This is a genomic window from Pseudorhodoplanes sp. (assembly GCF_059499825.1).
In genome coordinates, this window is record NZ_JCABZI010000002.1 from 633408 (window position 1) to 659003 (window position 25596).

The window sequence follows — 25596 nt, forward strand, 5'->3', positions numbered from 1 at the left end:
TGTCCGCTGCTAGAGCTTCACCACCGGCCCGCGACCAAGAATCCGGAAGATCAGTTGGGCTGCGGCCAGCAGGCGGACATCGGCATAACGCGGCGCGACCAGCTGAATACCGACCGGCAATCCGGCCGGTCCGGCATGCGTCGGTAGCGTCACCGTCGGCGTGCGCAGTTGTGTCCAGATGCTCTGGAAGCCATGGTGACCGGTATAGCCGAGGCCAGCCGGGGCCTCGCCATTCACCGCTGGCGTCAGCAGCACATCGACGCCCGCGAACACATCGGTCATCTCCCGGCGGAATTCATCCACGCTCTCAAGCGCCCCGACATAGCGGGACATGTCCATCGCCAGCCCGTTGCGGATGCTCTTCGCCAGCCCTTCGCTGATCTGTTCGGAATGGGTCTGCCATTCCCAGGCCATCCCGCGTGCACGCTCGAAATCGTTGATGATCTCCCGCGTGTCCTGCAACGCCTTGAACCGCTCGGGCAGTTCGGCATCCTGAACCGGGAAGCCCGCTCGTGCCAAACGCGACGCAGCGTCCTCGATCGCATCACGGGTTGCCGGCTCCGCATTGTCCCATGCGTAGGTTCTGCAGATACCGATGCGGATCCGCGTGTCCTCGGAGAGCCATGAGACAGGCGCCGCATTCGTAAGGACACGCGCCGACAGCTCGATGTCTTCCACGGACCGCGCCATCAGGCCGACGGTGTCGAGGCTTTCGGCCGCCGGCTTCACGCCCTGCGGATTGATCAGACCGAATGTCGGCTTGTAGCCAACGATGCCGCAAAACGACGACGGACGCTGGACCGAGCCGCCGGTCTGGGTGCCGAAAGCAAGCGGCACCATGAAGTCGGCGACCGCGGCTCCGGAGCCGCTCGAAGAGCCGCCCGGTGTTCGCAGTGGGTCATGCGGGTTTGTCGTCGGCCCCGCCGTCACCCCGGCAAATTCGCAAGTCACTGTCTTGCCAAAGATAAGAGCCCCGGCAGCGCGCAGCATCGCGACACAGGACGCATCCGACATGGTGCGGTAACCGCGATAGATCGGCGAACCCATCTCCGTCGGCATATCGAACGTCTCGATCACATCCTTGACGCCGACCGGTACACCGTGGAGCGGTCCGCGATTGGGCGCACGATCCAACGCCTTCGCCTGACGTAGCACCGCGTCCGCATCGAGATATGACCACGCCCTAACGACAGACTCGCGCGCATCGATCCGGGCAAGACAGTCGCGCGCAATCTCCTCGCAACTGACCGCGCCCGAGCGCGTGCGGGATGCAACTTCGACCGCGGACAGCCGGTTGAGGTCTGTCATCTGATGTGCCTCAGCTGACGCTGGTGACCTTCCACTCGATGGTCTCGCCGCCGCGATAGATCAGGGCTCGCTCTTCCGGCCCCTTCACCACGATCTCTTCGGGCGCGGTCCAGGTCACGCGCTCGAGCGTAATGGTGCCGTCGTTCGGCGGCATCTTGTAATGCGCCGGACCGTGCAGCGATGCAAAACCCTCGAGCTTGTCGAGCGCGTTCTCCTCATCGAAGACCTTCGCGTAGGTCTCGATCGCGACCGGTGCATTGAACAGCCCGGCTGCACCGACCACCGCCAGCTTCTTGTGGATCGAATGCGGGGCGGAGTCGGTGCCGAGGAAAAAGCATGTCTCTCCCCCAGTCGCCGCCTTGCGCAGCGCCTGACGGTCGGCCTCGGTCTTGATCACCGGCATGCAATACATGTAGGGCCGGTTACCCCAACCGAGCCAGTCGGTGCGATTGAGCTCCAGATGATACGGCGTGATCGTGCCGCCGACCTGACCGGATTTCGACCGGACGAAATCGCAGCCGATCTTGCTCGACAGATGCTCGTGGATGAAGCGCAGGCCGGGAAACTCGCGGGTCCATGGCTCGAAGGTGCGCTCGATAAAGACCGCCTCGCGGTCGAACACATCGACCGCGGGATCGACGCTTTCGGCATGGATCAGAAGCGGAATACCGACCTTCTCCATCCGCTCGAGAACATGCCGGATTTTCCGGAAGTCGGTGACACCGGCCGCGGAATTCGTGGTGGCGTTTGCGGGATAAAGCTTCACGCCGGTGAACACCCCGTCCCTGAATCCCTGCTCGACATCGTCGGGATCCGTGTCATCGGTCAGGTAGCATGTCATCAGCGGCGTGAAGGTGCTGCCCTTCGGCAGCGCTTTCATGATGCGCTCGCGATAGGCGCGTGCATCCGCTGCCGTGGCGACCGGCGGCACCAGATTGGGCATCATGATCGCCCGCCCGAATTTTTCCGCGGTATGGGGAATGGCCGCCTGCAGCATGTCGCCATCGCGGACATGCAGGTGCCAATCGTCCGGCTTGCGGATCGTGATGCGGTCGACCATGAAACCCCTCGAAATGTGTGGTGGCGGGCCGGACACAGGCCTCACAATACACATTTAGAGGAATAATTCCAAAATTGGAACACGCTTACCGGCGCGGAACGGCGGGAATTTGGCCCGTTTAATCGGGTTTTGGAGATGCCTGGCGGCCGGGCCGAAGGAGCGGTTCCAATTTTGGAGCACGGTGCCGCGCACGAGGGCCGGCAAGCGGCCGCCGTCGGGCAGCCCCAACCGACGCACCGTCAAAAGCTGGACCTTGCGACGTCAGGCCGGAACCGCGGTGCGGTCCTTCGCCGATGAAGTTTCAAACGTCTCGATGGGATCGAACAGCAAATGATTGGTGTTCATCACCGACATCTGGACGATCTCGTCTTCCTTGATGCCGCGCTTCTGGAATTCACCGAAGAATTCCCTCATCGCGTCGCTGACGGTCGGCGAAAAAATCTGCCCGACATCGGAGGAGAGGATGACACCCTGCGGACCGACCGTCCGGATGACGTCGATATATTGTTCGTAGGTCAGGTGGTCCATCGCGAGATTGACAAAGCACAATTCGCTGACGGCTCCGTACTTCTCCCACATCTCCGCCATCGTCTCCGGATCGAGCTCGGTCGATTGAAACAGCGGGTGCGTCATGATGATACGGCGAATGCCTTTCTTGTGCGCCGTCTTGACCAGCGTCAGCGTCTCTTCACGATCGAAATGGCCGGTCGCGAGCACGAGATCGTATTCGGCGATCAGGCTCAGCGCGCGATCCAGCGCCGCCATCTTGTCGCTGTCGCCGGTGTCGAGCGTGTAGCCCGTCCCCTCCGCGAAGAAGCGGGTGTATTTCGGGAGCACGCCCCAATCGACTGAAATGTCCCGGCGATTGTAGAGACGAAGATGCGCTTCGCAGCACATGGTCGGCATCCACACAACGAACCGTTGCGGATCGGGATCGGAGGCCGTGACATCGCTCTTCCAGCCAGACAAAGCCGCGCGCACGCCATGGTCGTCGACGCCGCCGCAATTGTAGTTCAGCGCGACCGATCCGATCAGCGGTACCTTGTCGTCCGGGCGGCGGATCTGGCTGACCTGTCCGGTCGTCGGCTGAAAATGATTTTTCATCACTACGCCAAAGCCTTCGCGCCGTGCCTCTTCCGCGAGCGACGCGGCACTGTATTTGCGGCGCAGGAATTCGGGACCGATATGCACATGCATATCGATCATCCGCTTGTCCCCCACATGCGGCAGCGCTTTCATCGATGATGTTCCTTCTTGCGTTGACGTCGCGCGGTCAGTCCAGGATGACCTCGGCCTCGATTTCGACAGGTATCCCGAACGGCAATTCCGCGACGCCGATGGCCGAACGCGAATGCTGCCCGCGTTCGGGACCAAACACCGACAAGATAAGGTCGGAGAATCCGTTGATCACCGCCGGCATGGATTGAAATCCCGGAGCGGCGTTGACCATGCCGAATGCCCTCAGCCAGGTGACGTGATCGAGAGCACCGAGTTCCCGCCGGAGACTCGCCAGCATGCCGAGCGCAGTCAGCCTCGCGGCCTCATAGGCCTGCTCCTGCGACAAGTCCCGTCCAACCTTGCCGAACGGACCGGCGACCGAACCATCCGGCAAACTCGGACCATGACCTGAGATGGTGACGCGCTTGCCCACGACCCGGACCCAGGAGAACGGCAGCCGCACACCGTCAGGAACTTTCATCACCTCCGGAAGAACAAGACCCAGTTCGCTCAGCCTGCGCTCAACCGACATTTGCAGAAACCATCCCTACCGACAAATCGGAGCATCGCCCCGAACACCAACCGAACATGCCCGGCGGCCGGAAAAAAGCCGTGCCTCGGTCTCCAGCAACCGAGTTGACCGTGCCTGGAGAACCTTAGCCACATCGTTGCGCTCAGACCAGCGCCGCGGAAACTTCATCACTGCGTGACGCGCTTTCCAACAGAGAGTGCGGAACGCCCTGCGCTCACGTTTGTAAGTTGGCCGAACATGGCCCGCTACCTCCGGGCACCCAGCGGCGGGGTAATGTGACTGGATTGTGCCCGTCACACAAACGCAAAAATGGTCCAACGCCTGCAATGCCGGCTTCTGGCGAACATCGCAAAGAAGTCCATAATGGACATTTCGCGATACCGCCGTCGATCTGTCCCTATCTGACAGAAGAAATCTGAACGGAAGTATTCCGGCTTGCGTTCAGAAGCGTCGTCGCCTTTTTATCCAGCGGCTCGATGTCCTCAGCCGTGCGCTTGAGAAGGTCGCGGAGCCAATGCAGTGCCGGGTCGGTGGCGAGATGCGGCTGCCATTGCAGAACCTCGCGCAGCACTGGAAACTTGACCGGCGACGGCAGGATCTTCAACGGCAGGTATTGCGCACATTGAAAGGCGAGTCGCGAGTGCACGGTGGCAATCCGGTCGGTGCCGATCACGAACAATGGCACAAGGGTGAATGTAGGTGTGGTGACGGCAACGTTGCGTTTCAGGCCGATGCGTTGCAGATGTTGCTCATCGTGCGTATTCAGCCTGCCGTACGGAAATTGTGCGACGACATGCGGCATACTGAGATATTGTTCCATTGTGATGGTGCGCCCAACATGCTTGTTGCCGGACCAGACGACGCAGACATAATCGTCCTCGAAGATATGCTCGCGGTCGCAATTGGCCACCGATCCTTGCTCTGCAATCAGCAGGAGTTCGTGCTCGCCTCTTTTGAAATTCTCGAGGTTGTCTTCGGTCAGGCGATCGATCGCCACCTTCACGCTGGGCGCCTCGCGCGCGATGCTTTGAAGCACCCTCATCATCAAGACCTGCGCCGCATAATCGGACATGATGATGACGAAGGTCCGATCCGAGCGCGCGGCTTCGAACGTGGGCGAAGAGTTGATCAGGATCTCGGTGCGCGCGAGGAGGTCGCGCAATGGCTGAGCAAGGCTCTCGCCAAGCGGGGTGAGCACCATCTTTCGGCCCACTTGGACGATCAGATCGTCCTTGAAATGGGTCCGCAGCCGGGCCAGCGCCCCGCTCATCGCCGACTGGCTGAGGCATAATCGCTCCGCGGCGCGCGTGACGTGCCGATGCGTCAGCAGCGCGTCGAGTGCGACCAGCAGGTTCAGGTCGAGTTTGTGAAACCGCACGTCACGCATCCTCCCGGTATTTCATTTTCCGATGAGTCAAGGGAGTTTAATCGGCGGTGTCAATAAACAACCGGACGCGACGGACACGGACGTGTCGCGGTACCGCGGACACCCGGCGCCTGCGGACCTGGGACAATCGCCGGAGGCGATACCTCATATCGCAACAGCCAATTTCAAAAGATTCTGCGAAGTTGCGATGAAAGTGCCGATCGCGTGACCGCGAGATTTGGGTGAGTCGACAATGCGGCATTTTTCTCTTGGGACGCTGTCCGAGGCGGGCGGAGTGCCGTTTTCGGCTGTTATTGTCGGTGAGCAGGCGATCGGTCTGGATCAAATCGCGGCAGTCGCGGGCGCACAGGGGAAAGCGCTGCGATGGTCCGGCTCGCTCCTGACGCTGTTCGAGCACTGGCCGGAAAACTTCGCGCGACTGGAGCAGCTTGCCAAAGAGGGCGCATTCGACCCTTCTAGCACCGTATTCAGGCGGCGGCCGCTTGCGGCGCTGAAAGTCCATGCGCCGATCGAGGCGCCGCGGCAGATTCTGTGCCTCGGCGCCAATTACCGACGGCATGTGATCGAACTGATGGCGGCGCAGGTGTCGCCCGAGACCGCCAATCTCGACATCGAGGGACGGCGTGACTATGCCGCCAAGATGATGGACAGGCGAATCGAAAGTGGTTCGCCCTATGCTTTCATCAAACTGCAAAGCTGTGTGACCGGACCGTACGACCCGATTCTGCTGCCGCCCGACGTGACCGAGCCCGACTGGGAGCTGGAGCTGGCTTTTGTGATTGGAAAGCCGGCCCGCTACGTGAGCCGCGCCAACGCGATGTCGTACATCGCCGGCTACACGATTGCTAACGACGTCACTGCGCGCGAACGCATCTACCGGCCAGATATCAAGGCGATCGGGACCGACTGGCTTGCCGGGAAATGTCTGCCGACGTTCCTGCCGATGGGTCCCTTCATCGTGCCGGCGGCCTTCGTGTCCGATCCGATGCGCCTGCAGATCACTTTGAAGCTGAACAGCGACGTGATGCAGGACGAGAGCACTGCGGACATGATTTTCGACATTGCCCGGCAGGTGGAATACCTGTCCAGTCGTGTGCAGCTGATGCCGGGCGACGTGGTCTGCACCGGCTCGCCCGCGGGCAACGGTGCGCATTACGGGCGCTATTTGCGGGACGGCGACGTCATGGAAGGCACCATTGCCGAGATCGGAACGATCCGTAATCCGTGCGTGGCGCTGCACCACGGGTGAATTGGCGGGAATCCTTCACATGCCGAGATAGCTTCTTGCGACAATCGGATCGTCCCGTAGCGTCGCCGCCGCACCTTCGCCGACAATTCGTCCTCCGGCCAGAAGATAGGCGCGATCGGCCATCGCCAGCGCCTGATTGGCGTTCTGTTCTACCAGCACAATGCTCAGACGCGAGTCACGCGAAATACGCGCCAGGATCGCGAATACGTCATCGACCAGGTTCGGCGCCAGGCCGAGCGACGGCTCGTCGAGCAGCAAAAGGAGTGGGTTGGACATCAGTGCGCGTCCGATGGCGACCATCTGCTGTTCGCCGCCGCTCATGGTGCGAACCGCCTGTCCGCGCCGCTCGGCGAGACGAGGGAATAGTTCGAACACGTAGTCGAGCGTGGATTGCTCACGGCCGCGGGCGCGGCTGGCGTACGCGCCGAGCAGCAGGTTTTCCATTACCGTCATGTTGCCGATCAGCCGCCGGCCTTCCGGCACTAGCGCAATGCCGCGCTCCACGATGCGGTTCGGCGGTTCGGCGGAGATGTCAGTGCCTGCGAGAAGAATACGGCCACCGCTTCTGCGCGTCAGACCAGTGATGGTTTTGAGCAGGCTGGACTTGCCGGCGCCGTTCGCTCCAAGAATGGCAACGGTCTCGCCTTCCGAGACGCGCATCGAAACGTCGATCAGGGCCTGGTGCTTGCCGTAGGATAGGCTGATCTTTTCAACCTCGATCATGTCCGTGTCCCAGATAGGCATCCTTCACCGCGCGGTCCTGGAGCACCGTCTCGGTATCGCCGGCCGCGATCTGCCTTCCCGCATTCATCACCACCACCCGCCGGCAGAGCGCGCGCACCGCCGACATCACATGCTCGACCAGCACGATCCCGGCGCCGTCCGCCGCGAGCCGCCGGACAACCTCGATGCCTTCGTTCAGCTCGGTCGGATTAAGACCCGCCAGCCATTCGTCGAGGAGAAGAACACGCGGGCTGGTGGCCCAGGCGCGTGCCAGTTCGGCGCGCTTCTGGTCGATATAGGTGAGTTGCGCACCGGTCAGTGCCGCCTTGTCTGCGATGCCGAAATATTCGAGAAGCGCATCGGTCTTCCGACTGGCCTCCGGCATGCTGAGCCGCTCCGCACCGAACAGCGCGCCGGCGCGGATATTTTCGTAGACCGTCATGCTCGGAAGGATGCGCACCAGCTGAAAGGTACGGTTGATCCGCGCGCGGACCCGGCGGGCGTTGGACAGGCGCGTCACGTCCGTGCCTTGCAGACGGATGCTGCCGCCGTCGGCCATCAGGCTGCCGGCAATCAGGTTCAGTGTCGTCGTCTTGCCCGAGCCGTTCGGGCCGATCAGACCAAAAATCTCGCCGGGCTCCACGGCAAAGCTGATCCCGTTGACGGCTGCGAGACCGCCAAAGGTTTTGGTCAGACCATCCACATTCAGCAGGGCGGTCATTGGCCGGCGTCTCCAGTGGTGACGGCCGTGCCGCCCGGCGCCGTTCGCCATGCCTTGAACCGGTGCCAGAGCGGTTCGATGACGCCCGCTATCCCATGCGGCAGAAAATAGACGACGAACAGGAAGACCGCGCCGAGCAGGATGGCGTAAGCGCGCGGGAACGTTGTCGATAGAAATTCCGACAGAATGATCATAGGAATAACGCCGAGCACCGGCCCCCATAGACGATGCATGCCGCCGAGCAGCGCCATGATGACGACCTGGAACGAGACCATTGCGTTGAAGACGGTATTGGGCGCGATATAGGACCAGCGCGGCGCCATGATCGCCCCGACCAGCGTCATGAGCACCGCGGATATCACGAATGCGAAGATCTTGATGCCGGAGCGGTTGATGCCGCATTGGTCTGCGACGGTCTCGTCTTCCCCGATGACCTGCAACGCGGTCCCGACCTTCGATCGCTCGATCATGTAGCCGACCAGGAATACGATCGCGGTCAGCCCGAGCAGATGGAGATAGATCATCACGTTGCTGAAATCGATCAGCACATAGCGGCCGACCGTTTTGGTCTGGTTGATCTCCCACCAGATCGCCAATTCTCTGATCAGTTCGGTCAGGCCGAAGGTGAAGATCACGAAATGGATGCCCGACACCCGCAGCGTGGTGGCACCGACGATCAGTGCCAGCACCACCCCGACGGCGCCTGCGAGCGCGAACGAGCCGTAAAGCGGCATGCTCTCATACGAGACCGCTACGACATACGCGCCGACGCCGAAAAAGGCGGCTACAGCCAACGAAAAGTAGCGTGTCGGCCCGGAGAAGATACGCCAAGCAGTGGCAAGCGCAACGTAGCAAAGCGTGTTGATCAGGTAGGACAGCCAATAGTCCGACACGAAGATAGGGGCGAGGGCGAGCGCGGCAATCAGCGCCGACGCTCCGATCCAAGTTGCGATGTTGGAGCGCGCGGATGTCATCAGTTCGACCCGAACAGACCGCGCGGGCGGACCAGCAGAATGGCGAGGAACATGAGATAGGCCACGGCAAGCTTGAGTCCGGAATCGAGGAACCGCGCTGTCATCGCCTCGGTGACGCCGAGCAGGAGCGCCGCGGCCAGGGCGCCGAGCATGTTGCCGACGCCGCCCATGATCACGACGATCAGAGCCTTCACCGTGAACTCGACGCCGACGGTCGGATCGAAGGTCAGAAAGGTGCTGACCATCGTGCCCGCCACCGCCACTAGCGCGCCGCCGGTCGCGAAGGCGAGCGCCGAAATCCTGCGGACATCGACACCGACAATGCTTGCTGCAACCGGGTCTACCGCCAGCGCCCGCATCGCGTTACCGGTACGCGAGCGCGTCAACCAGAAATAGATCGCCGCCGCGAACACGCAGGAAATGATGCAGGCCAGCACCCGGTTGGCCGAGAGATTGACCCCGAAAATCGTGACAGGAACGGACAGATAGTCGTACGAGCGGATGTCGCCGGTAAAGGCGAGGATCATGCTGCCCTTGATCACGAACAGCAGGCCGAAGGTGGACAGGATGGTTTCGCCTTCGAAGTGATCGCGGCTCGCGGCCCGGCGGGCGAGCGGCTCCATCAGTATGCGATAGACCAGCCAATTGGCGGCGAATGTGACCGGTACCGAAAAAATCAGCCCAAGGATCGGATCGATCCGCCACAGCGTGAACATCCAGTAGGCGGCGAAGCATGCGGTGACGAGAAACTCGCCATAGGCGAGGTTCAGGACGCGAGCGATGCCGTATTGAAGATTGAAGCCGATGGCGATCAGCGCATACATACCGCCGAGCACGAGGCCGCCGAGGATGACGTCAAGAAGGATCATTCAGTATCGGTCCAGAACAGGAGCCGCCCCGATCGAGGATCGATCGGAGCGGCCGAGGTTGGTGCCGGGAGGAACCGTCACCAGGCCGGTTTAGGCAGGACGGCAGGCTTTGCACCGGGGAGATTGGCGGGCTGTACCATCACGAAATCGCCGCCCTGCCATTGCGACACGACGGGTTGCTCGCGCTGAACCTGATTGGTGAATTTCAGCTTGCCGGCAACAGTGTCGAACGTCCCGGTCCGCAGATGCTCGATCACCTTCTTGCGGTCGAGGCCGACCTGCTCGATCGCCTGTTCCAGCGTTTGGGCGCTGGCATAGGTGATCGGGCTGCCCCAGCGGTCGGGCTCGTTGTTGGTCAGCGCCTTGAAGCCGTCGAAATAAGCCTGCGCGCCCGTACCGCGGTTCCAGCCTCCGGCGCCAAGGATTCCCTGCGCCTTGTCGCCGAGCTTGGCCTTGAAGCCGGGGAAGGCGGTGCCGACGGCGGTGTAATAGACCTTCGGATTGTAACCCAGCGTCTGTGCCTGGGCCGCGATCATGAAAGTGTCGCCCGGATAGCTGAACGCCACGAAACTGTCGGCGCCGCTGTCCATGGCCTGCTTCATCTCGGCCGAGAGGTCGCGCGAGGCCATCGGGTAAGTCTTGTTCAGAACGACGTCGAAGCCTGCGTCCTTGAACGCCTTGCTACCGGCGGCGTTGAGGTCGGCGCCGAACTGGTCGGCGACGCTGAGCAGGACGACCTTGTTGTTGATCTTGCCCTCGGCTTTCAGCTTGGAGAGCATGTCGACGATGCCGGTCGCGTAGTCCGACGCGTTGGTGCTGAACAGGAACAGCGTGTCGAACCGTTTTGTCATCGCCTCGGCGTTGTTGATCACCGCGGTTGCGCCAAGTTGCGGATAGTTGTTTTTCTTGTAGACCGGCGCAACCGCGAGATTCATAGCGGTGCCCCAGGGCGGGAGCGCGAAGTCGACCTTGTCGTCCACCATCAGCTTCTCTGTCAGGCGTATCGCGTTCTCGGGATTGCTGGTGTCGTCGTATTCGATGACTTCGACCGGTATCCGCTTGTCGAAACCGGCGACCTTGAGGCCGCCCTTGGCATTCACGTCTTTCGCCCAAAGCCGGTAATTCGCGACCGGAAGCATCGAAGAAGGACCGGCAAACGGTCCGGTCAGCGAGACGGCATAGCCGATCTTGATTTTATCCGGCGCCTTCTGCTGCGCCACGGCCGGTGCTGAGGCGAGCGACAACAAGCCAACGGCCGCGACCGATCCCGCCGCGAGCCGCAACAGGCGATCCAGATCAGGTTTCATAGCAATCCCTCCCGTGTTGGTCATGATTTCGTTGCCTTCGCGCCTCTTGCGGGCACGTTCGTCAGTACGGTCTTCAGCGCACGCTGACCGCGGCCCAGGGGTTGACGACATTGGCGCTCGGCGAGGCCGGTGCCGCATTCGGCGGAAACGCCTCCATCATCGTCTGCGGAAAAGCGTGGTTTCTGTAGAAATCGTTCGATCCCATCGCCGGACTCCAGCGCACCGCTTCCCAGTCCGGCTGATAATTGCGCCACCCGCCGGAATTCAGTTCGATCCGCATGCCGCCGGGCTCGCGGAAATAGAGATAGGTCTGGAAGCCCATTCCGTGCCGGCCCGGGCCGTATTCGATCGGGATGTCGGCCTCCATCAGAATGTCGGCGGCCCGTTCTACGTCGAGCCGCTGGTCGAGATAATAGGCGAGGTGATGGATGCGTCCGGGAATTCCGGAATGATCGCCGAGGATCCCGAGATCGTGCGCCTGTTCGTTGGTGGTCATCATCGCGAACACCACAAGATCGGACTTATCGTCGAGTACCGTCCATTCCGTGAAGCGGTAGTCGAGGGTGTCACGGAAGAACGCAACATCCTTCATGATGTCGGCGGTCGGCACAGTGACGTGATCGATGTGGTTCACAGCGATGCCGCGTGGCTTGTAGCGCTGCGGGCGGTTTGGATAGGTCGCGGCCAACTCCTGCGGCGCCTTCCAGCGCTCGCATTCCCAGAAGATCTCATGCACGTGCCCGCCCGGGCTGCGGTAGCGATAGCCGCGCGGACGGCCGGGCTCGCCTTCGTGCCAGCCGAGGCCGCAGCCGGCCCTGTCGAGCCGTGCGATCGCCGACTCCAGCGCCTTCGGGCCCGCGGAGCGCCAGCCGATATGCTTGAGACCCGGCGCCGCACCTTCCGTCAGCACCAGGTCGTGGTTGAAGAAATTGCGCCAGCTCCGGAGATACACCGACTGACCCTTGCGGCCGGATTCGGTCATGCCCATCACGTCGACGAAGAACCGGAGCGATTGATCCGCCTTGGGCGTGGTGATTTCGACGTGGGAGAGCTGGGATATCAGGCTGAACATCGGGCACGACCTCGATCGATTGAACGCCACCAAATCGTAGGTTCGGGATTTGCATGCCACAAATCCATTGAGGCGATGCCTGTTATCGCCGCGCTTGATGTTCCCCTCCATTTTTGATTGCGGCGCTCGCAGATGCGGGCCCGCGCGCTTTGCTGCAGAGCAACAATCACGACAGGCGATAGCATCAATCGCTGCAAGCAATTTCTGCGCTGTGACGCAATCGATATCATCGACGTATGGCGCATGCCGCAGGGAGGCGAACGCGTGACTGAGCCAATCAAGAAAATTCTCATCGTCGGAGCAGGCATCGGAGGGCTGACAGCGGCCATCCAAATGAAGCGCGCCGGGTACGACGTCGACGTCGTGGAGATCAACAAGGAGTGGATGGCGTCCGGTGTAGGCATTCTGCTCAGCGGCGCAAGCCTGCGGGCGCTCGGCAGCGTCGGCGTGCTCGACGAGGTCGTCGATGCTGGCTTCGGCTTCGACGTCTGGCATTTTTGCGACTATGCCGGAAACAAGGTTGGCGCCGCGCCGCAACCGCGTATCGCAGGCCCGCAATATCCCGGCATGATTGGCGTGCTGCGCAAGGCCTTTTTCGAGGTGCTGACCAGGCATGCCAAGGAGCTCGGCGCTGGCGCGAAGATCGGGGAGACGGTCGCCGGCCTGAAGCAGGACGCTTCCGGCGTGGACGTCACGTTCACCGACGGTACGGAGAAGCGATACGACCTTGTGATCGGCGCCGACGGACTTCACTCGAAGGTTCGCGAGATGGTGTTTGGCGAATACAAGCCGCGGTATACTGGTCAGTCGGTCTGGCGCTTCACCACCGGGCGACCCGCCACCACCGATGCGGGCTACCTCTATTACGGGCCCCAGAACAAAGTCGGTTTTGCGCCCCTGTCGAAGGAATGGATGTATCTCTTGCTGGTGCACAATCTGCCGACCGTCCCGCGCATGCCGGATGACCGGCTGCACGAAATTCTGCGGGAGCAGATCGTGGGTTACGAAGGGATCGTTGTCGAGGTTGCGAACCGGCTGACCGAACCGAAATCGGTCCTGTTCCGGCCGTTGGAAGTGCTGTTCTTGGATCCGCCATGGTATCGCGGGCGCGTCGTGCTGATCGGCGACGCCGCACATACCGTGACGCCGCATCTGTCGTCGGGTGGCGGTATGGCGATCGAGGACGCGGTGGTGCTGGCCGAGATGCTGCAGCAGCCGGGCACCCTTGAAGAACGCCTGGATGCCTACATGAAGCGCCGGTATGCGCGCTGCCGGATGATCTATGAGAACGGCCTGCAACTCGGAGAATGGGAAATGAACCCGACTCCGGATGCCGATCCGGCCGGCCTGTCGGCGCGGAGCTACGCGGCATTGGCGCAGCCGATCTGATCGCTGCGCGCGGTTCCGGATGTCTATCGGCGGCGCTATGCGCATAGCGCGCCGTCGACCATGAGCGTGCTGCCGGTGGTGTAGCTGCTTTGATCGGAGGCGAGAAAAAGCACGGCGCGCGCGACCTCTTCGACGCGCCCGTGACGCCCGAGCGGAATGATCTGGTCGAACATCGCCCCAGCGTCGCGGCCGAGCATCTTGCTCATGCTGCGCTCGGCGGTGCGCATGAACTCGTTGTCGATCGGACCGGGATTGACGGTGTTGACCCGGATACCGCGCGGCGCCATTTCCTTGGCGAGGCAACGCATCAGCCCGACCAGGGCATGCTTCGCCGCGACATAGGAGCAGTTGCCGGCGACGCCCTTCACGCCCGTGATGCTCGACGTGATGACGACGCTGCCGCCGTCCTTCATCTTCGGCAACGTGTATTTGCACACCAGGAAACAGCCGCGGACATGGGTCGTGATAATCTGGTCGAAGATGTCTTCCGGATAGTCCACCGTCGGAATCAGCGGGCCGTCATTGCCGGCATTGCTGAACAGGACGTCGATTGCGCCCCATTTTGCGACCGTGACATCGACGAAGGCCTTCACCTGTTCTGTTTTCGCAACATCGGCCACCGAGGTGGCGATACGGTCCCGAGGAAGCCCGGCTGCGAGCCTTGCCAGACCATCCTCGGACTTGTCGACAAGCATGATCTTGCCACCTTCGGCGAGCATCAGCCGCGCTGTTTCGGCGCCGATGCTGCCAGCGGCGCCCGTGACGATGCAGACCTTGTCCTGTAGCTGCCCCATATTGTCTCTTCCGTCAGCTAACGGCGGCCACGTTTGCGCCTTGAATTGCGTGCCAGACGCGGGACGGCGTCATCGGCATGTCGATATGCGTGACGCCCCGATCGCGCAGCGCATCGATGACCGCGTTCACGATGGTTGGCGGCGCTCCGATCGTCCCAGATTCCCCGATCCCTTTGATTCCGAGCGGATTGGTCTTCGCAGGAATCTGTTCCAGCGCGGACTTGATGTCCGGCATATGCGCGGCGCGCGGCATGCCGTAATCCATGAAACTGCCACTGAGGAGTTGGCCGCTCTCTGGATCATAGGAGACGGATTCAAGCAGCGCCTGCCCGAGGCCCTGCGCAATGCCGCCCTGGATCTGTCCCTCGCAGATCATCGGATTGATGATCATGCCGAGATCGTCGACCGCCGCGAAGCGATCGACTATGACCTGTCCGGTTTCCGGATCGACCTCGACTTCGCAAACCTGACATCCATTCGGATAGTTCGGTGCGCCGCCCGGGGCACCGGAATAGGAGCCTTCGGCATCGAGACCGAGGCCGAATTTCAGCACGGGGCCGGCCGGCGCGAAAAAGGCTTTGGCGACGGCCGTGAGCGGGATCATCTTGTCGGTACCGGCGACCTCGAAGAAACCGCCCTTGAATTCGATGTCGTCGGCCGATGCCTCGAGCAGGATGCCCGCCATCGGCTTCGTCTTGGCGATGATCGCATCGGCTGCGAAGCGCAGCGCCACCCCGCCGACCATAGAACTTCGCGCCGCGAATGTGCCGCGACCGATTGCGACTTTTTCCGTGTCGCCCTGGATGTAACGGATCGTGGCCAGCGGGACGCCGAGCCATTCCGAGACAAGCTGTGCGAAGGCGGTGGCATGGCCCTGACCATGCGAATGCGTGCCGGCGATGATCGAGACCATGCCGCTCGGGTCGAACCGCAACTCCATCCGTTCGTTGAAGACGCCGCCAAGCTCGATGTAGGGCGTTACTGCGCGTCCGCGCAGTTTGCCGGCCGCTGCGCTGGCCTTGCGACGGCTTTCGTAGCCGTCCCAGTCCGCGAGCGCGAGGCACTGATCCATAAGCCTCTCGAACTCGCCGCTGTCGTAATTGTGGTGGGTCGGCGTGTGATAGGGCATTGCCTCCGGCTTGATCAGATTGCGCCGCCGCAATTCGACCCGGTCGATTCCGCTGACACGCGCCGCTTCGTCCAGCATGCGCTCGATAAAGTAGATCGCCTCCGGGCGCCCGGCTCCACGATAGACCGATGTCGGCGCGGTGTTCGTGAACACTGCGCTGGTGCTGAGGTCGATCGTCTGAATGTCGTAGACGCTCGGAATCAGCATGAGCGAGAAGAACAGGGGTGCAGTGATGGCCGCCCACCAATAGGCCCCGAGCGCCTGATAGGCACGTGCGCGCACGGCGAGGATCTTCCCATATTCATCCAGTGCGATCTCGCCGTAGATGACCTGGTCTCGCGCATGGGTGTCGGTGACCAGGCTTTCGCCGCGTGTCGCGGTCCATTTGACCGGTCGGCCGCAGCGGCGCGACGCCCACAGCACCAGAACGTCATCGGGATAGACGTTAGCCTTCATGCCGAAGCCACCGCCGACGTCGGGTGAAACGACGCGAATTTTGGTTTCGGGGACGTTAAACACGGCGGTCGCGAGCTTGGTCTTTACCCCGTGCGGGTCCTGGGACGTAGTGTAGAGCGTGTAGCTGTCGCTGGAACGGGCGTAGTCTCCGATCGCCGTCCGTGGCTCGATCGCGCTTGCGGTGACGCGGTTATTGTGCAGCCGCACCTTTGCGATGTGCTTCGCCTTGCCGAAGGCCGCATCGACGGCGCCCTTGTCCCCGAAAGCAATGGTCGTACCGATATTTCCGTTCGCGCAGTCCGCCCAAATCTGCGGGGCGGATGCGCCGATAGCCCGTTCGACGTCGACGACCGGTGGCAGCGGATCGTATTCGATCCGCACAAGCTCAGCCGCGTCGCGGGCCTGCGCTTCCGTCTCTGCGACAACGAAGGCGACGCGATCACCCACACAGCGGACGCGATCCGACAGCAGCACGGGGCGAAGCGTGGCGTAGCCCTTTGGTCCGCCCCAGGCCTCCGGCATGAAATGCGGTGGCAGGGCGCCGATCCTGTCAGCATCCGCATCCTTGCCGCTGAGCACGCACACGACTCCGGGCGCGGCCTCGGCCTCCGATAGATCGATGCCGACGATCCGCGCATGGGCGTGCGGCGAAAGGACTGAAACGCCGAAGCATTGTCTCGGCAGCGAAAGATCGCCGACGAATTCGCCGCAGCCGGTGAGGAAGCGCTCGTCCTCGACCCGTCGGACAGCCTGGCCGATGCCGAACTTGGTCATGCTGGGATATCCATGCGGATGGTCCCGCCGCAAGACATCGGAGCCGCGGTTGCTCTGATGCCCGGACTCGGGACGAGCGCAATCGATCCCGCTGCGCCAGCTCGCATGGTACCTCCCATTTGCCGCGTTTCGTTCCTGCCCTGCCGAGACTTGATTGACAGCGAGCGGGTCTGCGGAAATTATTGAGCGTGATCATTTTTGAGCGCGTTCAAACAAAAGTCAAGTAACCACGCATTGAAAAAGTCGGCGTTTCGCACCATCACAGGTCGCGTTCATTCTGAGCGCTACGGGTCCTATCTATGCTGACGAAAACTCGGTCGAAACATCCAATTGCGCAGAATGCGCCCGGCGGTCAGCGCGAGAAGAACAAGCGCGACAAGCTGCTGCGCATCAAGAACGCGGCGCGCGAACTTTTCATTTGGAAGGGCTATGACGACACGACCACGCGCGAAATTGCGATTCGCGCCGGCGTTGGAATGGGCACGGTCTTCACCTACGCCGACAACAAGCGCGATCTTTTATTCCTGATCGCAAATGAGGATCTTGCGGAGATAACCGCACGTGCGGCGTCGCATGTCTCGCCCCGCGCGCCTATGCTTTCTAACCTGATGGCGATCTTTCGGGATCACTATGAGTTTTTTCTCGAGCAACCCGACCTGTCTCGCCTCACGTTGCGCGAGATGATGTTTTATGAATCCGGGACGCAAGCCAACCGTTTCAAGGCGACGCGTGAACTCCTGATCTCTTTGGTGAACGAGACCGTACATCAGGGAAAGAGCCGAGGGGAGATTTCTTCCGGTGAAGATCATCGACTCTTAGGATGGGTGATCTTCTGCGTTTACCAGGTCGAATTGCGGCGCTGCCTCTCCGAAAGCAGGCCGGACCTTGATGGCGGCATGGCGAGCCTCGCGCGCGCGCTCAAAGTCGTTGTTGAAGGTCTTGCACCACGAACCGCCCCAAAGAACCAAGCTAACACTAAAGTAAGAAAGTTATAATGCGGGTCAAACGATCGTATCGTATTTTCCCATAATGGACGTTACGCGCAGGCGCAGAGTGATCTCACCCGCGACGATCACATCACGGATGTCGTCGGCATGCCCGGCCGTACGAAGCCGAACCAGAGATCCGCGAACGGGCCGTATCGCCAAATCCGATACGTTACAGCCAGGCCCGCAACCTTGTCCGGCTCGATCGAGCCGCGTTCGTCAGCACGCAGAGTGCGCGCGCCGACGCAGCCTCTGTTGAGGGCAAATTGCCGCGGGCCCATCTGCCAATTGGAGATTCAGCGGGACTAATTTTCCCCAAACATCCACGGTAAGGCGTTTTCGCAGCGCATCTCTGACGTCTTTGAAGCGCGACAGTATGTACATGTCATCCGATATTGAATTGTTCAACGACGAAGCTTCTCGCGGACCCATTCGATCTTTATCGCGAACTGCGCAACCAGGCGCCGGTAGTCAGGATGAGCCGTTACGTCTTCAGCAGGCTGCGCAGCGCCTCAATCTTGGCGGTGTCGAGCATTTTGTTTCTCGGCCAGCTCGGCAAGAAATTTTTCGGCAATGGTCTGTTGCAGCGTCGGCATGGTAGCGCGGCACGCCTCTACTCCTTTGCACTCCCTACCACCCAGTCCGATATTTGACAGTCTCCGCCCCGGTTCTCTCGCAAACGGGATTGTGCGCCGTATTGTCGGGAGACAACGGAAGAATTCGGGGCTGATTTTGCCGTCTCCGGGAATGCAGAGACGGTAGCGGGCACCAATATCGGCCGAATTCGCCACAGAAAACGCCATTATTTCGCGGAGACGCTCGTAAGGCGAAAATCACTAAAGTGACTGGCTGGGGCGGGAGGATTCGAACCTCCGAATGCCGGAATCAAAATCCGGTGCCTTACCACTTGGCGACGCCCCAACAGCGCAGGAAGGGGCCACCTCATACCGGCGCCCCCCGGCCCCTGCAATGCCAAAGTCTCGGTTCTGCAGCCGGGCCGGAACACAAGGGGGAGCGCCCCTGCGAGGCCTGTCGCGACGCCCCGCCTGGGGGACAAGGGCGTCGCGACCCGGACGACAGTGATATCGATTCGGTGAGGATCCAAAGCCGCCCGGCCGCAGGCCCTCCGGCGCTGTTGATCGCCCGCGGCCTCACTTCTTCCTTGCGAAAAACGCCGCGAACGCCGCCTGCGCCGCGGGCGATTGCAGCCGTTCGCGGAAGAAATCCGCCTCGAGGTCGATGCGTTCTGCAAGCTCCTGCGGTTCGCCGCGGATCATGCGGCGCGAAGCGAGCACCGCTTCCGGCGGCAGCGACCCGATTTTCCGCGCGGCGGCGAGCGCCTGCGTCTCGACCGCGGCGCTGTCCGCAACCACATTGATCAGCCCGACCGACAATGCCTGTTCGGAATCGAACGGCTCGCCCATCACCAGCATCGCGAAGGCGCGGCGCGGGCCCATGAGCTGCGGCGCGAGTAGTGTGGAGGCAGCTTCCGGAACGAGACCCAGGCCGACAAACGGCGTGCTGAACCGCGCCATGCGCGACGCCACGACGTAATCGCAATGAAGCAGCATCGTCGTGCCGACGCCGACCGCAAAACCGTCCACCGCGGCGACCAGAGGCCGCTCGCACCAGGCCAGCGCATGCAGAAAGCGCAGCACGGGCGCGCCGAGCCCCTCGCCGTCGTCCGCCGCCTTGCGGAATTCGTCGAGATCGTTGCCGGCGCAGAACGCGCCGGGCAGCCCCGCGATCATCACGCAACGGATGTCCGGATCGGTCTTGGTGCCGGCGAGCGCGGCCGCCATCGCATCATACATCGCGGCGGTCAACGCGTTCTTCTTGTCGGGGCGGTTCATCCGCACGACACGGATGCCGCCGTCGTCCTTGATTTCAACCAGATCGGTCATGGTCAAGCGGCCTCACCGGGAAGCGGAGACGATGTGACGGACTCGGCCGCTTCCGTCACGGTCGTCTCCAGCCCGCCGCATTGCACCGCGATGTTCTCGGCAAAGAAGCGCGCGGTGGCGATACGGTCGACGCTGTCGCCGTTCACAAGCCTGATCGCAGCCAGCGCTTCGTTGGCGAGCATCGCTCCGCCCGCGGCATTGCCGAAGAGGCGCAAATACGGCGTGGCGCCCGCAAGTGCAGCGCGCGTGTCGGATGACAGATGCGCAAGCAGCCAGTCGGTGGCGCGTTCGAGTGAATCGATCGCCTCGGTCAGCCGCAAGGCGGTTGCGCCGAAAGCAGGATCGTTCACCGCCTGCACGCGTGCCGCGATGTCACGCAATTCGACAATAAAGGCTTTCACCGTGGCGCCGCCATTCAGCGTGATCTTGCGGGTGACGAGATCGATCGCCTGGATGCCGTTGGTGCCCTCGTAGATCGCGGCGATGCGAGCGTCACGATAATGCTGGGCGGCGCCGGTCTCCTCGATGAAGCCCATGCCGCCATGCACCTGCACGCCGAGCGAGGCGACCTCGATGCCGATATCGGTGGAGAAGGCCTTCGCCACCGGCGTCAGCAGCGCGGCGCGCTCCTGTGCGGTTTTCGCGGCGGCGGCATCCTGGTCGAGATGCGAACGGTCGAGCGCAACGGCCGTGGCATAGCAGATCGCACGCGCAGCCTTTGTCAGCGCGCGCATGGTGAAGATCATGCGCCGCACGTCGGCATGCTCGATGATGGCGACGGAGGACGGACCGCCCAGCTGGTCGCTGCGGCCCTGCTTGCGGTCGCGGGCATAATGGAGCGCCTGCTGCATTGCGCGCTCGGCGATGGCGACGCCCTGCAGCCCGACGGCGAGCCGGGCCTCGTTCATCATCGTGAACATGCACGCCATGCCGGCATGTTCCTTGCCGATCAGGTAGCCCACCGCGCCGCCGTCATCGCCATAGACCATGGTGCAGGTGGGAGACGCGTGAATACCCATCTTATGTTCGACGGAATGGGCTCTCACGTCATTACGTTTGCCGAGCCTGCCATCTTCTTCGAGCATGAACTTCGGGACGAGGAAGAGGGAGATACCCTTGGTGCCGGGCGGCGCATCGGGCAGGCGGGCGAGCACGAAATGGATGATGTTGTCGGTCATCTCGTGTTCGCCATAGGTGATGAAAATCTTCTGCCCGAAGATGCGATAGGTGCCGTCACCGGCGCGTTCGGCGCGCGCTCTGAGCGCGCCGACATCCGATCCTGCCTGCGGCTCGGTGAGCTGCATGGTGCCCATCCACTCGCCGCTGATCAGCTTGGGGAGGTAGGCCTTTTTCAATCCGTCATTGCCGTGCAGCGCCAGCGCATCGATGCCCGCCATGGTCAGCACCGGACCGATGCCGAAGGCCATCGAGGCGGCGTTCCACATCTCGATACAGGCTGCATTGAGCGCGCGCGGCAGCCCCTGCCCGCCCCATTGCGCGGGCGAAGCCAGCCCGTTCCAGCCGGCCGCGGCCCAGTCGCGATAGGCTTCCGTCCAGCCCGGCGGCATGGTCACGCGACCATCCTTGAACGGCGTGCCGAACTTATCCCCCACCCGGTTGAGAGGCGCGATCACGTCCGAAGCAAAACGGCCCGCTTCGACCAGCACGGCGTCGACATCGTCCGCCGACAAGTCTCCATACAGGCCGGAAGCCAGAGCCTCCCCCATCCCCGCGCCGTGCTTCAGAGCAAAGACGATGTCGGCAACTGGCGCGCGATAAGACATGGTTCCCTTCCGGACGCGGGCTTTGCGGCGTATCCACGCCTGACGTGTTGCGCCTCAACCGGCGGTCCCGGTGCCTGCGAAGCGGCCGATCGGCAGTCCGGATTTTAGGCAGCCGGGCGGCCGATGCCAGTCCTATCGATACCGCAGGCGAGAGTTCCGCGCCCGCGTTCAACACCGCTTGACCGGCCAGCGGCGATAACCCGTAATGCCGCCATCAAAATGCCAGCCAATCCGACATGAGCCATAGTCCCGACCTGCAGCAGGTCGTCACCGAGATCGCCGACGAGATGCGCCGGCGGCCGGACCGCGGCGACGTCGCGACCTACATTCCGGAACTTGCGCGCGCCGATCCGGCGAAGTTCGGCATCGCCGTGATCGACGCCGAAGGCCGCGTTGCGACCGGCGGCGAGGCCGAAGAGCCGTTCTCGATCCAGAGCATCTCCAAGGTCTTCACCCTGACTCTCGCACTGGGGCGGATCGGCGACCGGCTGTGGCGGAAAGTCGGGCGTGAACCGTCCGGCAGCGCGTTCAACTCCATCGTCCAGCTCGAATATGAAAAAGGCGTCCCGCGCAATCCCTTCATCAATGCCGGCGCCATCGCTGTCACCGATGCGATCCTGTCCGGGCACAAGCCGCGCGAAGTGCTGGGCGACATTCTCCGTTTCCTGCAATTCCTGGCCGACGATTCATCGATCGCGATCGACGAGGCGGTGGCGGCCTCCGAGCAGCGCACCGGCTTCCGCAATGTCGCGCTGGCCAATTACATGAAGGCCTATGGCGTGATCGAGAATCCGGTCGATTACACGCTCGGCGTCTATTTCCATCACTGCGCAATCGCGATGTCGTGCCGTCAGCTGGCGATGGCGAGCCGTTTCCTGGCCTATCGCGGCATCAATCCCTCGACCGGCTATGCAGTGGTGCAGTCCGAACGGGCGCTGCGCATCAACGCGATCATGCTGACCTGCGGGCATTATGACGGATCGGGGGAATTCGCCTATCGGGTGGGGTTGCCGGGCAAGAGTGGCGTCGGCGGCGGCATTCTGGCGATTGCGCCCGGCAAGGCCTCCATCGCGGTGTGGTCGCCCGGTCTCGACGACACTGGCAATTCGCATCTCGGCCGCATCGCGCTGGAAAAGCTGACGCAGCGAATGGGCTGGTCGGTCTTCGGCGGATAGACAAAGAAAAAGCGCGCGTCCCGGCGACGCGCGCTCGCACATACCCGGCGATGTGCAATGCTAGTTCTTGGTGGTCCGCTCGTTGCGGATTGCTTCTTCGTGGTACCAGGAGCTGCCGCTCACGGTTTTAACCACGGCAGTCGATGCCCGCGCATCGAGTACGTCAGCCTGCATGCCAACGGCAAAGCGACCGCGCGCCGGGAAGGCGATAATTTCGGCTGATCCCCGACTGGCGGGGCCGCGATTCAAAGTAGGCATCGGTTCGGTCCTTGTTCGTTGCGCCGTCAACGCGATTCATTTTCTGGAATGAATATAACCGTGCTGCCCCTGATTTGCTCCTCATGCCTCACATAAAATCAGCGCATGCATACAATATGGGCGTTTCGCCACCTGCTGCTTTGATCGCCAATTGGGCGCTGCACATAAAGTGCTGTGCCGCAGCAATTGCTGCCGCGCCGGCCTCTGCCGCCGGGATTGGCACATAAAATGCTTGAATTGACGCATTGCCGGTAGCCGGGCGCGAGCCGGCACCCGATTAACCATCGGGTTCACCTTTTCCGCGTCGCCAAGATCAAGAGAGACCAATGCCAAAGTTCAAGCTCGAGTATATTTGGCTCGACGGTTACACGCCGGTTCCGAGTCTGCGCGGCAAGACCCAGATCAAGGAATTCGACGTATTTCCCTCGCTCGAACAGTTGCCGCTCTGGGGCTTCGACGGCTCGTCGACGATGCAGGCCGAGGGCCATTCGTCGGACTGCGTGCTCAAGCCGGTCGCCATCTACCCGGACGCCGCGCGCAAGAACGGTGCGCTGGTGATGTGCGAAGTGATGATGCCCGATGGCGTCACCCCGCATAGCTCCAACAAGCGCGCCACCATTCTCGACGATCCGGACGCGTGGTTCGGCTTCGAGCAGGAATATTTCTTCTACCAGGATGGCCGTCCGCTCGGCTTCCCGGAGGCTGGCTATCCGGCGCCGCAGGGCCCCTATTACACCGGCGTCGGCTACAAGAATGTCGGTTCGGTCGCCCGCGAGATCGTCGAAGAGCATCTCGAACTCTGCCTCGCCGCCGGCATCAACCACGAAGGCATCAATGCCGAAGTGGCAAAGGGCCAGTGGGAATTCCAGATTTTCGGCAAGGGCTCGAAAAAGGCCGCCGACGAAATGTGGATGGCCCGCTACCTGATGCTGCGTCTCACCGAGAAATACGGCATCGACATCGAATTCCACTGCAAGCCGCTGGGCGATACCGACTGGAATGGCTCGGGCATGCACTGCAACTTCTCGACCAAGTACATGCGCGAAGTCGGCGGCAAGGAATATTTCGAAGCGCTGATGAAGGCGTTCGAGAAGAACCTGCACGACCACATCAGCGTCTATGGCCCGGACAACGACAAGCGCCTGACCGGGAAGCACGAGACCGCGCCATGGAACAAGTTCTCCTACGGCGTGGCCGACCGCGGCGCCTCGATCCGCGTGCCGCATTCCTTCGTCAACAACGGCTACAAAGGCTATCTGGAAGATCGCCGTCCGAATTCGCAGGGCGATCCCTATCAGATCGCCTCGCAGGTGCTGAAGACGATCTCGGAAGTGCCGACCGGCGCGAAGGCCGCCGCGGCCTAGCCTTAGCGACACACGGGTGCATGTCTCATGCGGACATGCACCCGTTTCATTTCGCATTGGCCCTGATGTCAGCGGGGCCGATGTCCAGCGGGGGAGGTACTTGGTCGTCCCTCCCCCGTTTTTATTTGATCAACCCAGCGGCTTCAGCCCGCGCTCGATTTCAGCGCGCCGCTTCTCCAGAAACGGCGGCAGCGCCAGTTTCTCCCCGAGCGACTCCATCGGCTCATCGGCGGCAAAGCCCGGCCCGTCGGTCGCGATCTCGAACAGGATGCCGTTCGGCTCGCGGAAATACAGCGACTCGAAATAATAGCGATTGACCTTGCCGCTGTTGGGCACCCGCAATTTGACCAGGCGATCGGCCCAGGCGTCGTATTCGGCACGGTTGGGTGTGCGGAACGCGACATGATGTACGCCGCCCGCACCGGGCTGCGCCATCGGCAGCTTGGGCCGCACCGCGACATGCAGTTCGGCGGCCGCACCGCCCTCACCCATCTCGTAAACATGCACGATATCGGAATCCGAATCCGGCACCGGATAGTCGCGCACATGCCGCATGAACATCAGTTCGCGCAGCACGATATCGGTCGCGGTGCGATCCGGCACCGACATGGTGATCGGGCCAAGGCCCCGGATCTGATGCTCGGCCGGTACCGAACTCTCGTCCCAGGGATGCGCCTCGCCGGTCCCGCCGTCGTCGACCAGGCTCAGCCGCTGGCCTTCCGGATCCTCGAAGTCGAGAGTGAAGCGGCCGTCGCGCTCGCCGATCTCGCCGACCCTTGCGCCGGCTTCGGAGAGGTGGCGGTGCCACCATTTCAGCGTGTCGTGGCCGGCAACACGGAGCGCCGTCCGCGAGATCGTGTGATTGCCGCGCCGTTCCGGGCCGGTGTTGAAATCGAAGAAGGTGAGATCGCTGCCCGGCGAAGCGATGCCGTCACCATAGAACAGGTGATAGGCCGAGACATCGTCCTGGTTCACGGTCTTCTTGATCAGCCGCATGCCCATCACCTGTGTATAGAAGCGCAGGTTGCCCGGTGCGTCCGCGGAGACCGCGGTGAGATGGTGGATGCCGGTGAGTTGCATGAACGGCCTCGCGGGAGGATGAAAGCAGAATCGGAAAAACGAACCGGCTGGCAGATGAAACGGCCGGCCGGCATAGCGCTACA

Annotated in this window: 23 protein-coding genes and 1 tRNA gene; 6 read left to right on the plus strand and 18 right to left on the minus strand. The window is 62.2% G+C overall.

Features of this window, described 5'->3' with window-relative positions; translation table 11 throughout:
- Positions 1 to 9 precede the first annotated feature (9 nt).
- The 5 genes from AC5I5I_RS06440 to AC5I5I_RS06460 all read right to left on the minus strand — a co-directional run bounded on the left by AC5I5I_RS06440 (position 10) and on the right by AC5I5I_RS06460 (position 5496).
- Entirely contained in the window at positions 10 to 1308 is a 1299-nt protein-coding gene (locus AC5I5I_RS06440; protein WP_495971048.1) for an amidase, read from the minus strand.
- 10 nt (positions 1309 to 1318) lie between these two features.
- Positions 1319 to 2368 carry a dihydroorotase gene (gene pyrC / locus AC5I5I_RS06445; protein ID WP_495971050.1) on the minus strand — a complete coding sequence of 350 codons (1050 nt, stop codon included), beginning with the start codon at positions 2366 to 2368 and terminating at the stop codon, positions 1319 to 1321.
- Positions 2369 to 2629: 261 nt separating this feature from the next.
- Positions 2630 to 3607 (minus strand): DUF6282 family protein, encoded by a 978-nt coding sequence (locus tag AC5I5I_RS06450; protein WP_495971052.1) that lies wholly within the window; start codon positions 3605 to 3607, stop codon positions 2630 to 2632.
- 34 nt (positions 3608 to 3641) lie between these two features.
- Positions 3642 to 4118: a RidA family protein gene (locus tag AC5I5I_RS06455; RefSeq protein WP_495971054.1), complete on the minus strand. Its 477-nt coding sequence runs from the start codon at positions 4116 to 4118 to the stop codon at positions 3642 to 3644.
- A gap of 397 nt (positions 4119 to 4515) precedes the next feature.
- Entirely contained in the window at positions 4516 to 5496 is a 981-nt protein-coding gene (locus AC5I5I_RS06460) for a LysR family transcriptional regulator (RefSeq protein WP_495971056.1), read from the minus strand.
- Positions 5497 to 5737: 241 nt separating this feature from the next.
- On the opposite strand from AC5I5I_RS06460, the gene AC5I5I_RS06465 reads away from it, so the two are divergent.
- The gene (locus AC5I5I_RS06465; RefSeq protein ID WP_495971058.1) at positions 5738 to 6754 is read left to right on the plus strand and encodes a fumarylacetoacetate hydrolase family protein; all 1017 of its coding nucleotides are present in this window, start codon (positions 5738 to 5740) and stop codon (positions 6752 to 6754) included.
- A gap of 15 nt (positions 6755 to 6769) precedes the next feature.
- On the opposite strand, the gene AC5I5I_RS06470 is transcribed toward AC5I5I_RS06465, so the two are convergent.
- The 6 genes from AC5I5I_RS06470 to AC5I5I_RS06495 form a co-directional block, all read right to left on the minus strand.
- Positions 6770 to 7477 carry an ABC transporter ATP-binding protein gene (locus tag AC5I5I_RS06470; protein WP_495971060.1) on the minus strand — a complete coding sequence of 236 codons (708 nt, stop codon included), beginning with the start codon at positions 7475 to 7477 and terminating at the stop codon, positions 6770 to 6772.
- On the minus strand, positions 7464 to 8198 hold the full coding sequence (locus AC5I5I_RS06475) for an ABC transporter ATP-binding protein (RefSeq protein ID WP_495971150.1): 735 nt from the start codon (positions 8196 to 8198) through the stop codon (positions 7464 to 7466). The genes AC5I5I_RS06470 and AC5I5I_RS06475 overlap by 14 nt, the downstream gene beginning before the upstream one ends.
- Positions 8195 to 9172: a branched-chain amino acid ABC transporter permease gene (locus AC5I5I_RS06480; protein WP_495971062.1), complete on the minus strand. Its 978-nt coding sequence runs from the start codon at positions 9170 to 9172 to the stop codon at positions 8195 to 8197. The genes AC5I5I_RS06475 and AC5I5I_RS06480 overlap by 4 nt, the downstream gene beginning before the upstream one ends.
- Positions 9172 to 10041, minus strand: coding sequence for a branched-chain amino acid ABC transporter permease (locus AC5I5I_RS06485; protein WP_495971064.1), 870 nt, complete (start codon positions 10039 to 10041; stop codon positions 9172 to 9174). The genes AC5I5I_RS06480 and AC5I5I_RS06485 overlap by 1 nt, the downstream gene beginning before the upstream one ends.
- Before the next feature lie 77 nt (positions 10042 to 10118).
- Entirely contained in the window at positions 10119 to 11348 is a 1230-nt protein-coding gene (locus AC5I5I_RS06490) for an amino acid ABC transporter substrate-binding protein (RefSeq protein WP_495971066.1), read from the minus strand.
- A 73-nt stretch (positions 11349 to 11421) separates the two neighbouring features.
- Positions 11422 to 12420 carry a VOC family protein gene (locus AC5I5I_RS06495; protein ID WP_495971068.1) on the minus strand — a complete coding sequence of 333 codons (999 nt, stop codon included), beginning with the start codon at positions 12418 to 12420 and terminating at the stop codon, positions 11422 to 11424.
- A 264-nt stretch (positions 12421 to 12684) separates the two neighbouring features.
- Between AC5I5I_RS06495 and AC5I5I_RS06500 the strand changes: the two genes are divergently transcribed.
- A complete protein-coding gene (locus AC5I5I_RS06500; protein WP_495971070.1) occupies positions 12685 to 13809 on the plus strand; it encodes an FAD-dependent oxidoreductase in 1125 nt (374 codons plus the stop codon).
- A 35-nt stretch (positions 13810 to 13844) separates the two neighbouring features.
- On the opposite strand, the gene AC5I5I_RS06505 is transcribed toward AC5I5I_RS06500, so the two are convergent.
- Together AC5I5I_RS06505 and AC5I5I_RS06510 are read right to left on the minus strand one after the other, a co-directional pair.
- A complete protein-coding gene (locus tag AC5I5I_RS06505; protein WP_495971072.1) occupies positions 13845 to 14603 on the minus strand; it encodes an SDR family NAD(P)-dependent oxidoreductase in 759 nt (252 codons plus the stop codon).
- A gap of 13 nt (positions 14604 to 14616) precedes the next feature.
- Positions 14617 to 16962: a xanthine dehydrogenase family protein molybdopterin-binding subunit gene (locus AC5I5I_RS06510; protein WP_495971074.1), complete on the minus strand. Its 2346-nt coding sequence runs from the start codon at positions 16960 to 16962 to the stop codon at positions 14617 to 14619.
- Between the two features lie 299 nt (positions 16963 to 17261).
- Here AC5I5I_RS06510 and AC5I5I_RS06515 point away from each other — a divergent pair, with 299 nt between their 5' ends.
- Both AC5I5I_RS06515 and AC5I5I_RS06520 read left to right on the plus strand, forming a co-directional pair.
- The gene (locus AC5I5I_RS06515; RefSeq protein ID WP_495971076.1) at positions 17262 to 17957 is read left to right on the plus strand and encodes a TetR/AcrR family transcriptional regulator; all 696 of its coding nucleotides are present in this window, start codon (positions 17262 to 17264) and stop codon (positions 17955 to 17957) included.
- Positions 17958 to 18424: 467 nt separating this feature from the next.
- Entirely contained in the window at positions 18425 to 18601 is a 177-nt protein-coding gene (locus AC5I5I_RS06520; protein ID WP_495971078.1) for a hypothetical protein, read from the plus strand.
- A 193-nt stretch (positions 18602 to 18794) separates the two neighbouring features.
- Here AC5I5I_RS06520 and AC5I5I_RS06525 read toward each other — a convergent pair.
- From AC5I5I_RS06525 to AC5I5I_RS06535, 3 genes are all read right to left on the minus strand, one after another.
- Positions 18795 to 18869: transfer RNA gene (locus AC5I5I_RS06525), tRNA-Gln, on the minus strand.
- A 230-nt stretch (positions 18870 to 19099) separates the two neighbouring features.
- Positions 19100 to 19852, minus strand: coding sequence for a crotonase/enoyl-CoA hydratase family protein (locus AC5I5I_RS06530; RefSeq protein WP_495971080.1), 753 nt, complete (start codon positions 19850 to 19852; stop codon positions 19100 to 19102).
- Between the two features lie 2 nt (positions 19853 to 19854).
- On the minus strand, positions 19855 to 21636 hold the full coding sequence (locus AC5I5I_RS06535) for an acyl-CoA dehydrogenase family protein (protein WP_495971082.1): 1782 nt from the start codon (positions 21634 to 21636) through the stop codon (positions 19855 to 19857).
- Between the two features lie 236 nt (positions 21637 to 21872).
- On the opposite strand from AC5I5I_RS06535, the gene AC5I5I_RS06540 reads away from it, so the two are divergent.
- Positions 21873 to 22811, plus strand: coding sequence for a glutaminase (locus AC5I5I_RS06540; protein ID WP_495971084.1), 939 nt, complete (start codon positions 21873 to 21875; stop codon positions 22809 to 22811).
- Between the two features lie 60 nt (positions 22812 to 22871).
- Here the strand turns inward: AC5I5I_RS06540 and AC5I5I_RS06545 are convergent, their stop codons facing one another.
- Positions 22872 to 23069 carry a DUF2735 domain-containing protein gene (locus AC5I5I_RS06545; protein ID WP_495971086.1) on the minus strand — a complete coding sequence of 66 codons (198 nt, stop codon included), beginning with the start codon at positions 23067 to 23069 and terminating at the stop codon, positions 22872 to 22874.
- Positions 23070 to 23395: 326 nt separating this feature from the next.
- Between AC5I5I_RS06545 and AC5I5I_RS06550 the strand changes: the two genes are divergently transcribed.
- Positions 23396 to 24433 carry a glutamine synthetase beta-grasp domain-containing protein gene (locus AC5I5I_RS06550; protein WP_495971088.1) on the plus strand — a complete coding sequence of 346 codons (1038 nt, stop codon included), beginning with the start codon at positions 23396 to 23398 and terminating at the stop codon, positions 24431 to 24433.
- A gap of 129 nt (positions 24434 to 24562) precedes the next feature.
- On the opposite strand, the gene AC5I5I_RS06555 is transcribed toward AC5I5I_RS06550, so the two are convergent.
- Complete coding sequence (locus tag AC5I5I_RS06555) at positions 24563 to 25513, minus strand: ring-cleaving dioxygenase (RefSeq protein ID WP_495971090.1); 951 nt, start codon at positions 25511 to 25513, stop codon at positions 24563 to 24565.
- Positions 25514 to 25596: the final 83 nt, after the last annotated feature.

What these genes read in the sequence shown, in the direction of transcription:
- AC5I5I_RS06440 (WP_495971048.1), bottom strand. Translation starts at nt 1,308, where the DNA reads ATGACAGACCTCAACCGGCTGTCCGCGGTCGAAGTTGCATCCCGCACG.
- pyrC (WP_495971050.1), bottom strand. Translation starts at nt 2,368, where the DNA reads ATGGTCGACCGCATCACGATCCGCAAGCCGGACGATTGGCACCTGCAT.
- AC5I5I_RS06450 (WP_495971052.1), bottom strand. Translation starts at nt 3,607, where the DNA reads ATGAAAGCGCTGCCGCATGTGGGGGACAAGCGGATGATCGATATGCAT.
- AC5I5I_RS06455 (WP_495971054.1), bottom strand. Translation starts at nt 4,118, where the DNA reads ATGTCGGTTGAGCGCAGGCTGAGCGAACTGGGTCTTGTTCTTCCGGAG.
- AC5I5I_RS06465 (WP_495971058.1), top strand. Translation starts at nt 5,738, where the DNA reads ATGCGGCATTTTTCTCTTGGGACGCTGTCCGAGGCGGGCGGAGTGCCG.
- AC5I5I_RS06470 (WP_495971060.1), bottom strand. Translation starts at nt 7,477, where the DNA reads ATGATCGAGGTTGAAAAGATCAGCCTATCCTACGGCAAGCACCAGGCC.
- AC5I5I_RS06475 (WP_495971150.1), bottom strand. Translation starts at nt 8,198, where the DNA reads ATGACCGCCCTGCTGAATGTGGATGGTCTGACCAAAACCTTTGGCGGT.
- AC5I5I_RS06480 (WP_495971062.1), bottom strand. Translation starts at nt 9,172, where the DNA reads ATGACATCCGCGCGCTCCAACATCGCAACTTGGATCGGAGCGTCGGCG.
- AC5I5I_RS06485 (WP_495971064.1), bottom strand. Translation starts at nt 10,041, where the DNA reads ATGATCCTTCTTGACGTCATCCTCGGCGGCCTCGTGCTCGGCGGTATG.
- AC5I5I_RS06490 (WP_495971066.1), bottom strand. Translation starts at nt 11,348, where the DNA reads ATGAAACCTGATCTGGATCGCCTGTTGCGGCTCGCGGCGGGATCGGTC.
- AC5I5I_RS06495 (WP_495971068.1), bottom strand. Translation starts at nt 12,420, where the DNA reads ATGTTCAGCCTGATATCCCAGCTCTCCCACGTCGAAATCACCACGCCC.
- AC5I5I_RS06505 (WP_495971072.1), bottom strand. Translation starts at nt 14,603, where the DNA reads ATGGGGCAGCTACAGGACAAGGTCTGCATCGTCACGGGCGCCGCTGGC.
- AC5I5I_RS06510 (WP_495971074.1), bottom strand. Translation starts at nt 16,962, where the DNA reads ATGACCAAGTTCGGCATCGGCCAGGCTGTCCGACGGGTCGAGGACGAG.
- AC5I5I_RS06515 (WP_495971076.1), top strand. Translation starts at nt 17,262, where the DNA reads ATGCTGACGAAAACTCGGTCGAAACATCCAATTGCGCAGAATGCGCCC.
- AC5I5I_RS06520 (WP_495971078.1), top strand. Translation starts at nt 18,425, where the DNA reads ATGAGCCGTTACGTCTTCAGCAGGCTGCGCAGCGCCTCAATCTTGGCG.
- AC5I5I_RS06530 (WP_495971080.1), bottom strand. Translation starts at nt 19,852, where the DNA reads ATGACCGATCTGGTTGAAATCAAGGACGACGGCGGCATCCGTGTCGTG.
- AC5I5I_RS06535 (WP_495971082.1), bottom strand. Translation starts at nt 21,636, where the DNA reads ATGTCTTATCGCGCGCCAGTTGCCGACATCGTCTTTGCTCTGAAGCAC.
- AC5I5I_RS06540 (WP_495971084.1), top strand. Translation starts at nt 21,873, where the DNA reads ATGAGCCATAGTCCCGACCTGCAGCAGGTCGTCACCGAGATCGCCGAC.
- AC5I5I_RS06545 (WP_495971086.1), bottom strand. Translation starts at nt 23,069, where the DNA reads ATGCCTACTTTGAATCGCGGCCCCGCCAGTCGGGGATCAGCCGAAATT.
- AC5I5I_RS06550 (WP_495971088.1), top strand. Translation starts at nt 23,396, where the DNA reads ATGCCAAAGTTCAAGCTCGAGTATATTTGGCTCGACGGTTACACGCCG.
- AC5I5I_RS06555 (WP_495971090.1), bottom strand. Translation starts at nt 25,513, where the DNA reads ATGCAACTCACCGGCATCCACCATCTCACCGCGGTCTCCGCGGACGCA.